Origin of the sequence: Candidatus Marimicrobium litorale (assembly GCF_026262645.1) — a bacterium.
Lineage (GTDB): Bacteria > Pseudomonadota > Gammaproteobacteria > Pseudomonadales > Halieaceae > Marimicrobium > Marimicrobium litorale.
In genome coordinates this window covers 3,264,268-3,279,772 of record NZ_SHNO01000001.1, presented here as the reverse complement: position 1 = coordinate 3,279,772, position 15,505 = coordinate 3,264,268, and the positions used below count along the sequence as shown (strand labels likewise).

Sequence of the window (15,505 nt, the reverse complement as noted above, 5' to 3'; positions counted from 1 at the left end):
AACAAGTCGCCTGTCGTTCACGCTGACACGCCACCGTGAATAAGAAGTACCAGCGTAAAGGGTGTTGTATAAAGCAAAGCATTCATCTTCTGCGTTTACTCAGTGCGCTATAAAGATAAACTTCAGCTTGAAGTGCAAGCATACACGGACGCGCAGGATAAAGCGGTAATGGCAAAAATATAATGAAACTGTCCTATAAAAATAAACTTAAGCTAGTCAAATTTCTGCGAGGTTGCTGGTCTTTTTCGCGACACCTCTGACCATCATCATCCTGAGCCATTCATTCAAGGTGCACAGAGCCTATGGCATGCCTTGGAACAAGCGCATAGGCCTGGGTTTTCGCTTTTGGCGCAATACCCGCCAAATCAAATCGGGCACATCTTGGCGAGCACACCTTCTGATGGCGATGAAGCTGCTGGAAAGGCGGCGCCACAGTTAATTTATCTATTATTTGCGCTATCGTGGGGCGTAAACTTAAAGTCTATGATTCTTTCGAGGGTCTGCCGCCGACGACAGAGGGCGATCCCATTGCCGAGAAGACTTTTGCTAAAGGTTTTATCCCAGGGCTATTCGGTGGCTCCCTGGACGAAGTAAAAGGGAATATTGAGCGCTTCGGCGAAGTAGCCAGTTGCAGTCTTCACCCCGGTTGGTTTGAACACTCTTTGCCCCACCACGAGGGCAAGATCGCGATGATGTTTCTGGATGTTGATTTCTACTCCAGCCTGCACGAATGTCTCATCCATCTATGGCCGTATCTCGCACCCGGCGGAATATTGTTTCTCGACGAGTATACCAACCTTCCCTACTGCGCCGTTTTCTACTCAGAAAAGTATTGGCAAAAATACTTCTCCTGCGCGCCTCCGGGCCTCCTTGGTGTTGGCACTGGCGTGCAATTGGGCAAGATCTACTGGGATCCAGATGTCCGTCAGGATCCGTGCCAGATTCGCAGCCCGGAGAGTGTCGCCTTCTGCATCAAAGGCACACAAGCCCTATGGGATTTCTATCCTGATGAAATGGCGGAAGGCGCCCAGGCAAAAACCAGCGCAGCGCCTTAACACGCGCCCTGCCAAGGAATGTCCTGTTGCCTCATAAAGAGATCGGGTCAATCCGGTGGACGACCCAGACTTGCTACAACCTGACACATGCTCGCGGCCTGTGCTTGTTCCGTGTGCCTTGCCACCTGTCGCAGATCTTCCGCATTCTTTTACCCAATGCATTCAAGGTTGGATCCGGGCGGGTGCAGCCCAGTCAAGAGGCCTATTTTCAGTTGCCTGTGGGTCTCTCTACTACAAGTCGCTCTGTGGCCCACCAACGACGAGAATGCCGTGCCGTCTGCCTTGCACGTCACCGCTCTGTATAAGACACCTATAACCATTTTTAGCGTGTGGTTATATGGGTTGACTACCACCCGTCGTCAGGTAAACTTTTGCCTGATTTTCATAACAATACTTCCAGTCAAAGTCGAGCGCTATGATCCGTCTCGGCGAGGCATTTCTCATGCGATTATTTTCCCCCTCTCTTAACCTTGTCTCTCTCTCATTCCTGGTTGCCATCCTGACCGCCTGTGGCGGTGGTGGTGGTGGTGGTGGTGGTGGAATCAGCGTTGCGAACGACACGGGCACCGCAGACAACAACACCAGTACCGCGGGAATGCTGGACTACGAGGCAGATATCGCGCCGATATTGCAGGCAAAATGCACGGGCTGTCATAACGGTGGCGAAAATCCGCTCGCACCTTTTGCACTGGACACCAAGACCCTCGTCGAATCATTTAGCTCGGCCATCCACTTTACTCTCGAAAGCGGCTCCATGCCCCCCGCGGGCGCACTAGCGCTGACCAATTCCGAGAAAGCGAAATTACTGGCATGGCTTGATGGCGAAGCCTACGACCCAGAGGAGGAAATACTGCGAGTATCCCTCATCGAACCGTTGGCATGGGATGTGCAGCCAAAAAATCGCGACGTTTTCATCAACCTGCGCCCTGCAGAAGTTGACTGCGACCGCGATAGGGGCTGGTTCGTTGAAGATGATGGTCTTGAGGTGCGCACCGAATTTTGCAACTGGGCCTCGCTTTCCCAGCAGGCTTTACTCGAGCTTGAGGCGGGCACGGAGCTGCAGTTCGCATTTAGCCACAGTGTGTTGAATTACAATGCACCCTCCACTGCCAACCTTGCGCTGTCCATCGGCGGTACAACGGTTTACGAGATTGCTATCGATATACCAAGTGAGAGCAATCTGATCAAAGAGTCCATTATATTGCCCGTTGCCGTTAACATTGGCGATTTGATCGAACTTAATATTCGTAACCACGGCAGCAACGCATACACTATTCACTCATTGGAAGCGATTGTATCGAGCGATACAGAGCTGACCTATTGCCCGACTTACGATTCTACCTTCGAAGCCATTCAGGCAGTCGTTTTCGAGCAAGCCGGTTGTGCCAACTCACTGTGCCACGGCGACGCCAAGGCTGGCGGACTTGATCTCACTCCCGAAAACGCGTGGGACAATCTCGTTGGTGTGCAGGCCACCGGGTCATCACTGGATCTTGTAAATCCGCGCAGACCTGCCTCCAGCTATCTTTACCACAAGCTGTCCGCGAAGACGTTCCCCGGAAGCTATGATGTCGCCGGTGCACCGATGCCGAGTGCGGGAGGCGCGATCTCGCCGGGACAACTCGAAACGACTCGTCTATGGATAGAATGTGGGGCTCCAAAAGAAGGTTCATGCGGTGACACCCTCGGACGCGGTGAGGAGGAGCTGGAGCGCCTGCTGGGCGTCTGCCTGCCCGAACCTGATGTCGTGAACGTTGATCCGCTGGATCCGCCCGATCCGACCAAAGGCATACAAGTGAAGATGGCTCCGCACGATGTCAAAGCAGAAGGTGAGCGCGAGATCTGTTTTGCCCGTTACGAGGACTTCCGCGATGATATCCCTGAGGAGTATCTCGACGAGACGGGGGACTACTTCTACCTGAAGAACGGCGAGACACGGGAAGACCCCTACACCCACCATAACTTATTATATAAGTCCCCGGTGGGTATCGATAAAATTCACGACCCGGCCTTCGGCGATTGGACCTGCGCCGACGGCCCGCAAAAAGGCGAGCTGTGTGAGCCTCTGGATAAGAACTCCTGTGGTATCGGTCAGTGCATCAGCGAAGTCCAAAACAGCGTCGCCTGCCGCGGCTACGGACCGCAAGCGGACGCACGAGGCGGAAGCATACTGGGGTTGAGTTCAGGGCCAGACCGGGAGGGCTTCTACACTAAATTCCCGGCAGTCGGTATCTTCCTCTGGAATTCTCACGTGTTCAATCTGTCCACAAAGGATGCGGTACATCACCTGTGGCGCAATCTGTACTTTGCCGATGACCGCCGCTTTCAGGCGCAGGGTATCAATGAGATCGATAACATCACTGCAGGCACTGGCACGAAGCCCTTCGAGAAGAAAACCGAGTGTCGCGATTACGTTTTCGATCAAGGCGATGGACTTTTGTCAATTACCTCTCACACGCACAAGCGCGGTGAGCGTTTCTTCATGACGGTCGGCGATGAGTTGATCTACGAGACGTTTACGTACGACGAGCCGCTCAATAAGCGATTCGATCCGGCAATGGTATTCAACAGTCCGGACCCCGCAGAGCGCACCCTGACCTACTGCGCCACCTGGAATAACGGTGTCAATGAAGACGGTTCACCGAATGTCGAGGTAGTCACGCGACTGTCTCGTCGGCCGGTCAACGCATCGCCATGCCCCGCAAGAGCCTGTGTTGCAGGCAATGTAGGAGCAGCGTGTGCTGGGCCCAGTGACAACGAATCCTGTGATTCCTCGCCGGGCGCCGGTGATGGCTGGTGTGACGCCTGCATCATAATGCCGGGTGTTTCCAGCGATGATGAGATGTTTATCCTGATTGGCAGCAAAATGGCTAATTACGATATGCTGATAAACGCGGAGCACAAACATGCGACCGTGGCTATCGTGGGTCCAGTCGCCGACGCCGAGTTCGCACCAGGTGATACTGTGGTTATCGAGCTTGACTTCGATAACTTCGATTTGATCCCGCCAGAAAACCATAGCGATGACAATCACGGCCACGGTGGTGAAGATCCCATGGACAACGGCGATCACTCTATGGACGACGATGATCATTCGATGGGAGATGGAGACCACTCGATGGAGGACGGTGACCACGGTGACGTCACTGAGGGGCATTATCACGTTTATTTAGACACCGATGATGACGATGCCGATCACGTCACCGACTGGTCTGAGACTACTCAGCTGGAGCTTCCCGATGACATTGCACCTGGCTCACACGAGATTCGTGTAAGCCTGCGTGCGGCGGATCACCACTCTCTTGGCGTAGAAGCAAAGGTGATCATTCAGGTCAAATAGTCGTCTGATAGGCTAAACGCTTGAACGAGGGCGCCAATCGGCGCCCTTTTTCATTCCGCGGAAAATGTGGTGCCGCTACAAGTGTATGAGGCCCCTGTAATCCGCCCTCGCGCTGGTTTCACCCAGGTTACCTTGTCACTCGTAGAAATGGTGCTACTCTGCGTTAAGGTCAACCACCTCCACTCACTACAACAGGGCGCGTGTAATCCCATGAATTGGTACAGAATCAAAACATCCTTTGTCGGCATCAAACGCTTGATCACATTGTCCGACGAGGATAAGCAGGATTGCATTAACGCTTACAAATTCTTTCAACGGATGCAGGCGGGTGAGGAAACCAGTACAGAAGACGAAACTAAAGCAGTAGCAGACTATTACAAGGTACTGAACAACATGCTGTCTGTCTTCGACCTGGAAAAGCTCTACATCCCGCCCCAGCTTGACGACTCCCAAGGCCTCTATGGAAACCAGTTAATTATTGAAGAGGCCATTTTCAAGGAGCTTAACCTGGAGGCGCCCGCAGACACACATTTGCTGGACATGGGTTGTGGCAGAGGGAGAATCGCCCATCACTTTGCAACCCTCTCCGGTGGTCAGGTGTCAGGCTACAACATTGATCCGAATCAAATCGAAAATGCGATTGATTGGGCTGACGAGTGCAATATGAGTGATCGACTGCATTTTAAAGTAGGCAATCATCATGACCCTCTGGAGTATGCTGCAGAGAGCTTCGATGGCTGTTTCTCTTTTCAGGCCGTTTGGCCCTTCTTCAAAAAAGAAGAGCTGGATGACCACGCCAGAGAAATGTACCGCGTACTAAAGCCGGGCGCGCGGTATGCCTGCTCGGAGTATTTGTTGTCTCCCTACTTTGACTGGAATAACAACGAACACGCCACGCTTCATAGAACTTTTTTACCCACGTTGGCCGCGACTCAGTCAATGTACCCCACCGATGTTTGCGCCGCACTGGAAAGAGCGGGATTTAATATAGTGCTCTCGGCACCCTCTAAGAGTGAAGCCTGGCCAATCTGTGAGCAGAAACGCGACCTGATCCTTTGGGTGAGAAGGATTGTTCGCGGGCTGGAAAAAATCAAGTTGATGCCTCCCTGGGTCGAGCAGTCTCTTGACCTATTACAGAAAGGCGGCCAGGCATGGACCGACGCCGAAAAAGCGAAGATTGCTGATCTAAATTGGCGAATTGTCGCTGAAAAGTAGCCATCCGTGAGCGCCTTTTTCACAACCGCGAGAACCTGATATGAACGCCTTTATTTCTGGTGCCTTGTCGTTTTTGCTGTTTATCGCCAGTGCGTCAGCCCGCATTGAGGTCGATACTTTCGTCGAAGAAACTGAATTATCTGCCAACCACTACCTGGTAGGCCGCGGAGTGGCTGATGTGACAGGACCCGTAGTGGGGTTGCCGTTGTGGGGCTTCGGACGACCCGATCAAATTGGCGAAGGCCTGCATATACGCCTCTTCTCCAGAGCTTTCGTTATTGGCGAGTTAAATGATCCAGCGCAGCGTCTGGTATTCGCCAGTGTTGACCTGGGCAGTATCGACCACCACGTAGTACTAGCGGTTGTTGAAATTCTGCAAGCACGCTACGGGAATATCTATGGGCTGCACAATGTCATTATCAGTGCCACCCACACGCATGCCGGACCCACTGGCTACTGGCATTCACGCACAGACACGGGCCTTGATGGCGGATTTTATCCTGAACATTACGTCGCGATAGTCGAGGGCATCGCCGATTCTATTATCCGCGCCCATGATGATCTTGAACCCGGCAATGTATTCGTTAACACAGGACGTGTAGAGAACGGGGGAGCAAACCGCTCAGCGGTCGCTTACCTTGCAAATCCTGCCGATGAGCGTGCGCGCTACACAGATAACACAAATAAAACGATGACGCTGCTCAAGTTCACAGACGAGACCGGAGACATCGGCCTGATTAATTGGTACGCCTTGCATCCGACAGCGATGAACTATTACAACCGTTTGGTCTCCGGCGATCACAAGGGCTATGCCTCGCTTGCAGTGGAGCAAGCGCACGCCACGCCGCTTCGTGCTGAGAACGGATTTGTGGCGGCCTTTGCTCAGTCAGACCCCGGCGATGTAACCCCTAATCTCAACCTCGACAATACCGGCCCGGGTGAGACAGATGTGGAAACAACGAAGATGATGGGCGAACGGCAGGTCGCAAGCGCATATGCTTTGTTTGAATCAGCGAAGGAGCAGCTCAGCGGCCCCATTGATTCGCGCCAGGTGTACGTTAGTTTGGCAAATTATGCGGTAGACGATCGATTCACAGGCAGTGGCGTTCAGCACACCTGCCCGTCGGCTTACGGCTATTCCTTCGCGGGAGGATCTACAGAGGACGGAGGTGGTCACTTTCTTTTCGAAGAAGGTATGACCGAGCAAAGTGTTTGGCGGGACTGGCTGATCCGCCTGGTCACGGGCGCACCTGCCTGGACAGAGGAGGTTCGTCTGTGCCAGGCGCCAAAAGCGATACTATTCGAAACCGGAAGCCAAAACCCGCCATTGCAATCGCAAGTACACTCGGTCACCGTGGCACGTATTGGTCAGTTCGTCATATTGGCAATGCCTGGTGAAGTCACCACTATGGCTGGGCGCCGCTTACGCGACACCGTAATGAGTGAGCTGGATGGCTCGGCAAAACATATTGTGCTCGCAGGCTATGTCAACGAATTTGCAGGCTATATTACGACACCAGAAGAATACGACTTGCAGCAATATGAAGCCGCGCACAACCTTCATGGACGCTGGTCACTCCCCGCTTATCAGCAAGTGGTTAGCCAGCTGGCCGCTGCGCTGCGCGCAGATCAGGAAATAGCTTCGCAACAGACATATGATGATTGGCGCGGCAGATCAACCGAGCTGGCCTTGCCTTACCGTGAGGATTCTGCCGATCACGGCGATAGGAAAGCGGGGGATGTCGTGTCTCCCGTTCGTGACAACTATACTCCTGCAGACACGGTAACGGCTGAATTTCTCTCAGCTGATCCAAGCAAAAACTATGCAACCGGCAATAATTTTTTTGAAGTGCGACGTAAGGAAACGGCCGGCTGGCAGACCGTTGCAACCGATGCGGAGTGGTCGACTCGAGTGAGCTGGCGCTTTCAAGGCAACCGCGCAATCGCAATGCTTGAATGGAAAATCCCGGAAGACATCGCAGCCGGAACGTACCAAATGCGCCATTTAGGTGTCGACAAGAATGGCCATAACTTTGTAGGCACAACTAACGCATTTTCGGTCAGCCCCAAGGATTAAAATCAACTACCGAATTCCAAGCGCAACAAGCAATTGGCATTTTCAAAAAGGAAGGGAACAAGATGAGTAAGGTCATACTAACGACTGCGTTGTCTAGTGGGCTTGAAGATTTCGAGTTCTGCGTGGTGCCTGGCGTTCAACCAATTTTTATCTAAACGATGTATGCGAGAAGCTGCTCGTCAGGTCATTAACACGCGGTCAAAGCACACAGATTTATGTAAACTGATACCAGTTTTACTCCGGAAAATCCCATATGAAAACACTGCAGCGGTTTTTACTTGTCTTTGTTCTTTTGGCTGGAGTCTTCGGCCTTATCGCCTACAGCTGGACTTTCACACCTCAAGGTAGACTGGATCTACCTGCGGCTATCATCGCCAAGGTGAGCACGCTCACCGCTGAGCCATTGGTGTTTGATCCAGCACAAATCGAGGTGCAGCGCAGTCAGGCCAACGATCAGATGGGAGCAATGCTCCGTCTCGCACCAGTAACAGCGGCGGTAACTATTTCAGACATCGCTATTCCGGGGCCGGGAGGCGCTATTCGGTTACGAAAATATATTCCTCCTCATGAAGGCATATTGCCAGTTATGCTGTGGATTCACGGAGGCGGCTTCTGGATGGGTAATCAACTGGAAGACTGGGATAGCCGTGTCGCAGCAATGGCCGCGGATGCCGGAATAGCAATCTTCTCTGTAGACTATCGACTTGCCCCTGAGCACCCCTGGCCTGCAGCGGTTGATGACTGTTACGCCGCACTGCTTTGGATCCACGATAATGCAATATCTCAGGGTCTGGATGCCAACCGAATAGCAGTGGCTGGCAGCAGCGCGGGCGGCAATCTGGCCGCGGCAATTTCTCTAAAAGCACGGGACGAAAATGGCCCTGCTATCGCTGCTCAATTGCTGACAGTACCGGCCACAGATGCGAGTGATACCGTTTACCCCTCAGCACGCACTTTTGCAGAAGGTTATGTACTAACCTCAAAAGACGTTGAGGCAATGATCGCAGCCTACTTGCCAAATGCCACAGATCGACTAGATCCGACTGCGAGCCCAATGCTGGCAACCTCTTATAAGAATCTGCCGCCAGCACTGATCATCACAGCGCAATACGACCCGTTGCGAGATGAGGGGGAAGCCTATGGCAGAAAACTCCAGGAGGCGGGTGTCCCCGTTGAAGTGATCAGATACGATGGCGCAATACACGGCCTGATGGGATCTCTCGAGAGCATGCGTGACGCACATCAAGCTCATGTAGAGCTGCTAGAGGAGGTGTTCAAACAATAACGGTAAGGCAGACTTACCGCTAGCAGCGCCACGAGGCCCCCTATGAGGACGCGCTATGCCTCAAAGCTTTTTGGGATAGCCTCGTCACTACAAGCAGCTGTTAACCTACCAACAGGCTCAGCGTAAAACCATATCACCGCGGTTTACACGTATAGAAACTGTTTTTTCGGCTTCCACGACATAGTTACGCGAATCGATACCGCTGATGAAGCGCTGTTCCGCCTCGACCGTATCTTGCGTAAGCGCAACATATAAATACCCTCGGTTGGCGAGATTAGCGCTTTTCAGGTCGTCGACTAAAGTAGCGACAATAGGTGCAAACAAGGCGGCATTCTCCGCCCCAAGCACGCCCTCAAGACCGGGAGAGCTGACACTTGCACAGCCAAATTCAACGCCAGCAATACTTCCCTCGGGCGTCGTAAGCTGGCTAGACCATGCATTGTGCGTGTCACCTGCCAGAGCTATAAGCTTGCTGTCGACGTCCCGGGCAAAACGCAACAGGTCGTCGCGCTCAGCGGCATAGCCATCCCACGCATCGAGGTTATATGGAACGGCGGAATCGAGAAGGGCTTGCTCCTCCAGGGTGCGGTCTTCAGATGATTTATTTTTGGCCTCCAGCGCCGCGAATACTGCGGCGGTACCCTCGGCGATTGCATCGGGACCTGCGAGACCCGGATCCAGCGCTTCAAGTATGCTGGCGGGCAGCTGATAACGGCCCATCAGCACCTGTTGCCCAAGCACCTGCCAGCGAGTATTACTCGCGGCTAGTTGATCACGAAGCCAGTCGAGCTGGGATCCTCCCAGCAATGTGCGGTCCGCGGCACCGAACGCAGCGCGCGCGCGCTCCACGTCGATCTTGCCGCCATTGGCAAACTCGGTGTAAGTGAACTGCTGATCGCGACCAATCACTCGAGTATCCAGCATTATAAGATCCAATAAATCACCGAATCGAAACTGGCGGTAGATGATCTCGCGCTCGTCTCGGGGCGGGCGCACCGGCTGCCATTCATACCAGGCCTGAATAGCGGCAAGCTTCCGAGCTTGATACTCACCCTCACTGGCGGGATCGTGATTCTCTGCACCCTCACGCCAAGCATCATTCGCTATTTCGTGATCGTCCCAGGTGATAAAAAACGGATGTGCGGCGTGGGCCGCCTGCAGATCCACATCAGTACGATAAATCGCATAGCGAGTGCGGTAGTCCGACAAACTAATAATCTCATTCTCGGGCTGAACCGTGCGACCCAGCTCCTCTGCGCGATCACTTGCATAACCTGACACACCGTATTCGTAAATATAGTCGCCCAGATGCAGCACCGCGTCGACGTCGCTGTTGGCAACCTCCCGATACACATGAAAAAACCCAGCGGGGTAGTTAGAGCAAGATACCACCGCGAAATTGGCAGTCTCGACCGAGCCAGCCGGGAGGGTACGCGTCTGACCCACTGCAGAGACGACACCACCGCTTGTAAAACGATAGTAGTAATGACTTCCTGCTTGCAGATCAGCGGCGTCTATCTTTACCGTATAATCTACGTCTGCCGAGGTGGTGCCAGAACCGCTTGCCACGATCTCGCTGAACGCCGCATCGTTAGCTATCTCCCAGGTTACCCTCGGTCGACCTTCCGCCTGCGGGGTGACGCGCGTCCAGAGGATGACCCTGTCATGCAGCGGATCGCCAGAGGCAACGCCGTGGAGAAATTCCACGTCGATATCATCGAATTCTTGCGCGCCACCACTGTCTGAGCTATCGGAACAGCCCATCAGGTTCATTCCCAATAGCGGAAGTAGCGAGGAGGCTGCAATACCTTTCACTACGGCACGGCGCTTCATCATCGACTTTTTGGTCATGAACATTTCCTGTAGTCACAATTGCGTACACTAGCGAAAAACTAGCAACCAAGTGCTGTAGGCAATCCTGTGTTGCTCGGGTGCGCCCTTTAAAAACAGCAAGAATTGGTAGTCGAGCAGTTACGTCAAGGACTCGATTGCCTCCAGCGTCTCGGGTTGCTCACCACATAGCCGCCTTAAATTAAAGATAGCTCGATTTTTCTGCCACCACAAACTGAATCTCCGTCCGTCAATCCGTCGACTGATGAATATAGGAAGCTTGAACGAGGGAAACCACACAATGTGAGTAGTGGCAATAACGAATTACAGTCGATCCACCGTCTATCGCTGACATAAATCTGCCTAAGTGAGGGCTGCTGGATAATGAAGACTCAGCTACTGCCAGCCGGTCACGAAACACTGGGCTATGGATACGCTAAAATCCTGCAAATTCAGCAACGTTTTGACTTGTTATGGCCGAATTAGCGCCTACACTGTCTCTAGCCTGACAAATTCCGCCCGAGGCCCAGTCCTCCCTATCATGCACAGGAGTGCCGTTAATGTCCGCTTGCCCTTACGCCAATATTCTGGACCCGGATTTTTACGTCACGGGGAATCATCAGGTCAAGCTTCAGGAACTTCGTAAACAAGCCGGAGGGCCCATTGTTAAAATCGAAGATCCACTAACGGGTATTCCTTACTGGGCGGTAATGGGCAGAACGGAAGCTGATTTTATTGGCAAACATCCGTTGATCTTTTCAAGTGAAGAGAGAACGGCCGTTCCTACTGAGTTCGACGATGAAACGATTGCCATGCAAGCACAGATGCTGGTCAATATGGACCCGCCAAAACATCAAAAATTTCGCCGTATCGGCCGTAATGCATTCACTCCCAAAGCCGTAGAGAATTATCATGAGACGTTTTCCCGTTATGCCAGAGAAATAATTGACAAGGTAGCATCACGGGGACAGTGCGAATTTGTCTATGATGTGGCGAGCGAACTGCCGCTGATGGCGATACTGGATCTGTGTGGGGTACCAAAAGAGGATCGTAAGAAAATCTTTAAGTGGACCAACCAGATGATGTTTATGGAGGATTCAGACATGTCAGGGGATGACCCTGAAGCTACGGCGCAGGAAGCATCGGCAAACATCTATCTGTATGCAGGAGAGTTGGCAAAAAAGCATGCCGAGACGCCGCTGACGAATATTGTTGGAGCTTTGCTGGACGGGATAGTGGAAAATGAAAAACTCACTGAAACTGAATTTCAACTTTTCTTCCTTTTACTTATAGTTGCCGGTAACGAAAGCACGAGGTCTGTCACTGCGCACGGCATGCGGCTCTTGATGGAACATCCAGATCAACTCCAAATGCTGGTGGATAATCCAGATTTAATACCCGATGCCTGTGAAGAAATGCTACGTTACAATGCGGCGTTCTCTGGCATGCGGCGCACGTTAAAAGAGGATGTAGAACTCGGAGGCCAGCAACTTTTGAAAGGTGATAAGCTCATTTTGCACTGGCATTCTATTAACCTCGATGAAACAGTGTTCGATGACCCCCTGAGCTTTGATATAACGCGCTCACAGCGTATGCCTGGACTTTACCGAGAACACCGCGCCTTTGGGATTGGCCAGCATTTTTGCCTGGGCTCGCATCTTGCCCGAATGGAAATGCATATCATGTTCAAAGAACTTCTTCCCAGGTTAAAAAATCCAAAATTTTCTGCGCCAGTAAAATATGTTCGGGACTATTTTGTGAACGGCATCAAAGAAATGCAGATCACTTTCGATCCCGAAGCCAGCGCATAAGCAACACAGGCCGTACATCTGACCTCCTCCGCCCTGTTTACTCACGATCGATAGATGGCGGATCGGACGGCCGAGCCGAAAACCAGTTTTTCTTCAGCATATTATTGATTTATATAAGTTTTATAATTCTAAACCTTTCACTGTCACTCGCGCTGCAGCTCTGCCGCATCTCGGTCAAGACTCTAGGTATTAGACCTGCCTCAGGCCTATAATACGATGCCACTCACCTGCAGCGAATCGAGATTCCCTACATGTTTGTAACCCGCATTAACCGGTTTGTACTCATAGCGATGGCACTCGTTCTCGTTTTGGCATGCTCGCCTAGAAGCGACACCGATACGTCATCTAATCACCTACCCGTGGACACAACCTCCGGCCCAGTTCTCGCTGAAATTGATGATGCGGTGAAGACCTGGCGTGATATTCCTTATGCGCAACCTCCAATAAACGACTTACGCTGGCGTGCTCCGAGATCTGTCGAGTCGCCTTTAAGCGAAATTATTACTCGAGATACTGTCGCGTGTCTGCAGATTGCGAGTAACGCAGGCGGCGTACCCGGTGAAGGCGTAGTCGGGTCAGAGGACTGTTTATACCTAGATATAAAGGCACCGTCGCTGACTGAGACTAGCGAGCCTCTGCCCGTCATGTTCTGGATTCACGGGGGGGGAAATACTGCAGGCTACAAGGGTTATTACGACTTCTCCGCACTGGTTGAAGCGGAAAACGTGATCGTCGTTACGATCAACTATCGGCTCGGACCACTCGGCTGGTTCAGTCATCCAGCCGTGCAAGAGACGGCGAAAGGGCTCGATCGCAGTTCGAATTTCGGAACGCTGGATATTATTCTGGCACTGGATTGGGTGCAAAATAATATTGGAAACTTCGGCGGTGATCCAGATAACGTTACGGTGTTTGGCGAATCGGCGGGTGGGCATAATGTCTTTGCGCTGCTCGCTAGTCCGTTGAGTGAGGGTCTATTTCACAAAGCAATTTCACAATCAGGTTATCTGGAAACAGCTACGGTAAATGAAGCGATTAATCATAGCGATGACCACCCCGAAATGCGCCGCTCCAGTTCACAACTCTTTTCGGCCATGCTTGAGTCGGGCGAGATTCCGGATGTTTCATCAGAATCCATCTATGGCGTTTCAGGTACTCGGCTTTTAGAACACTACACCGCACTCGACAACGATGGTGATATACCGCTGTCGACAGCTGATGGAATCGTTATTCCAAAGGACGGCATGCTCGCGGCACTGGCAGACAGTGCGAGAGCCAAGGACGTGCCTGTTATCGCGGGAGCAAACCGTGACGAGGTTACACTATGGCTGGGTACGCATCGATACTTTGTAGACGCCGACTATCTTTTCACGCGGCTGTTGCCGCCGCGTCTCAAGATTAAAAATCCCGATCTCTATGATTTCTGGACGCGTATCCGATCAGACGCATGGAAGGTAAGGGGCGTTGACGAGCCCCTGGCCGCGATGGAAACAGCAGGATACCCAGACTTATATGCCTACCGTTTTGATTGGGATGATCAGGAAGACTCTTTTTTCGCAGATTTTCCAAAACTGATCGGGGCCGCGCATGGTATTGATATCGCATTTGTGACCGGAAATTATACTTACGGTCCAATATCTGACTACATTTACCCCGAAAGCGAATCGCGAGAGGAAATGCGCGAAATTATGATGTCTGCATGGGCTGGCTTCGCCCGAACCGGTAAGCCCAAGTTGCCCATAGACTGGCCAGCTTTCTCGACGGATGATCGAGACTTCATTCATCTGGATGTAGCCGATGGCCTTCGTGTTTCGCGTGATCGATCGACGATGTCAAGTCTGCTGAACGAAGCCAAGCAGTCAGAGCTTTTGTCAGGCCTGGAACTCTGCCTTCTTGTGTGGGATACGTTAACAAAAGTCGGCGAGCCAGACTATACAGCGTACGAAACATGGGAAAACGGTCGTTGCAGTGCGGTAGATGCCGGGGCTGAACAGGCCGCCATTAACGCTGAAATCATAGCTGAGCATGGCTCTACTAACGTGCTTTAAAGACTGCCTTGTGTGTTAAAAATGCCGACAGGACGGCTGAATAGTCCAACCTTGCGCAGGCTATAGTCAGTTTTCCCACCTACGCTCGATCGAAAGTACCGCGGCTGCGATTGCACCCACCATCACTCTGCAGACCCAGCGCATATGCGCCCCAGCCAGTGCAGCTGCATTTTCCTCTGTTATCCCTCATTGAAGAAAGGATCCGGCAAGGCGGGGTTTCGTAGTTTCGCTGCAGCACCTGCTCCGACAACCGGCAGCCCCTCAGGGTCGAGCAGCCCAATCTGGACAAGAACGCTCGCCTGATCCCATAAAATATGCTCGTAGGAGACCTTGTCACCTTCTATGCCAACAATCACAACGAAAACCGCCTCTACAGGTTTTCCGGTCGGGTCAACGCCGGGGAGAATATGGTCCATCTTTATCGTGTGGGTGAACGATATGATCAGCTGATCGACGAGCCGATCCTCGCCGTAAGTGCGCGAAATTGTCTCAAATACGGCATCAGGAGGGAAAAACTGCCCGATCAGTCGCTTGGAGTAGAATCTCCGCACTGCCGCCGCGCCCTGTCCTCCAACCATTGTAGGAACATTCACGAGATGTGGATTCGGCGCCATGGTCGCCAGAGTCTCATCGAGATTGCCAGCCAGTTCTGCATTCATGTGTGCGTCGAAAATAGCATCGAGTCTTTCCTTCAGATTGGGGCTTGTCATGTTGTCTTCTCTCTGGTTAAACGTTTACGGTTGCACTTAGGTTCCAGCATACCCGGTGTAGCGCCGCTATCACTGCTTTAGGGTATTTTCGGTCTGCCCAGCAATGCAAGGCGCCGGCAGGGGCAGTCTCTTCA

8 protein-coding genes and 1 pseudogene are annotated in these 15,505 nt (G+C 52.4%); 7 read left to right on the top strand and 2 right to left on the bottom strand.

The window, feature by feature from the left end; genetic code table 11:
• Positions 1-425: 425 nt before the first annotated feature.
• The 5 genes and pseudogenes from EYC82_RS14820 to EYC82_RS14800 all read left to right on the top strand — a co-directional run.
• Positions 426-1,055 (top strand): annotated as a pseudogene (locus tag EYC82_RS14820) (TylF/MycF/NovP-related O-methyltransferase); the annotation flags it as partial.
• A gap of 442 nt (positions 1,056-1,497) precedes the next feature.
• Complete coding sequence (locus tag EYC82_RS14815) at positions 1,498-4,395, top strand: hypothetical protein (protein ID WP_279250320.1); 2,898 nt, start codon at positions 1,498-1,500, stop codon at positions 4,393-4,395.
• A gap of 210 nt (positions 4,396-4,605) precedes the next feature.
• Positions 4,606-5,610: a class I SAM-dependent methyltransferase gene (locus EYC82_RS14810; RefSeq protein ID WP_279250319.1), complete on the top strand. Its 1,005-nt coding sequence runs from the start codon at positions 4,606-4,608 to the stop codon at positions 5,608-5,610.
• Between the two features lie 40 nt (positions 5,611-5,650).
• Positions 5,651-7,687 (top strand): neutral/alkaline non-lysosomal ceramidase N-terminal domain-containing protein, encoded by a 2,037-nt coding sequence (locus EYC82_RS14805; protein ID WP_279250318.1) that lies wholly within the window; start codon positions 5,651-5,653, stop codon positions 7,685-7,687.
• A gap of 253 nt (positions 7,688-7,940) precedes the next feature.
• Complete coding sequence (locus tag EYC82_RS14800) at positions 7,941-8,972, top strand: alpha/beta hydrolase (RefSeq protein ID WP_279250317.1); 1,032 nt, start codon at positions 7,941-7,943, stop codon at positions 8,970-8,972.
• Positions 8,973-9,089: 117 nt separating this feature from the next.
• On the opposite strand, the gene EYC82_RS14795 is transcribed toward EYC82_RS14800, so the two are convergent.
• Positions 9,090-10,823, bottom strand: coding sequence for an alkaline phosphatase D family protein (locus EYC82_RS14795; RefSeq protein ID WP_279250316.1), 1,734 nt, complete (start codon positions 10,821-10,823; stop codon positions 9,090-9,092).
• A gap of 539 nt (positions 10,824-11,362) precedes the next feature.
• Between EYC82_RS14795 and EYC82_RS14790 the strand changes: the two genes are divergently transcribed.
• Positions 11,363-12,613 (top strand): cytochrome P450, encoded by a 1,251-nt coding sequence (locus EYC82_RS14790; RefSeq protein ID WP_279250315.1) that lies wholly within the window; start codon positions 11,363-11,365, stop codon positions 12,611-12,613.
• 251 nt (positions 12,614-12,864) lie between these two features.
• On the top strand, positions 12,865-14,661 hold the full coding sequence (locus EYC82_RS14785) for a carboxylesterase/lipase family protein (protein WP_279250314.1): 1,797 nt from the start codon (positions 12,865-12,867) through the stop codon (positions 14,659-14,661).
• Positions 14,662-14,840: 179 nt separating this feature from the next.
• On the opposite strand, the gene EYC82_RS14780 is transcribed toward EYC82_RS14785, so the two are convergent.
• Positions 14,841-15,371 (bottom strand): dienelactone hydrolase, encoded by a 531-nt coding sequence (locus tag EYC82_RS14780; protein WP_279250313.1) that lies wholly within the window; start codon positions 15,369-15,371, stop codon positions 14,841-14,843.
• Positions 15,372-15,505: the final 134 nt, after the last annotated feature.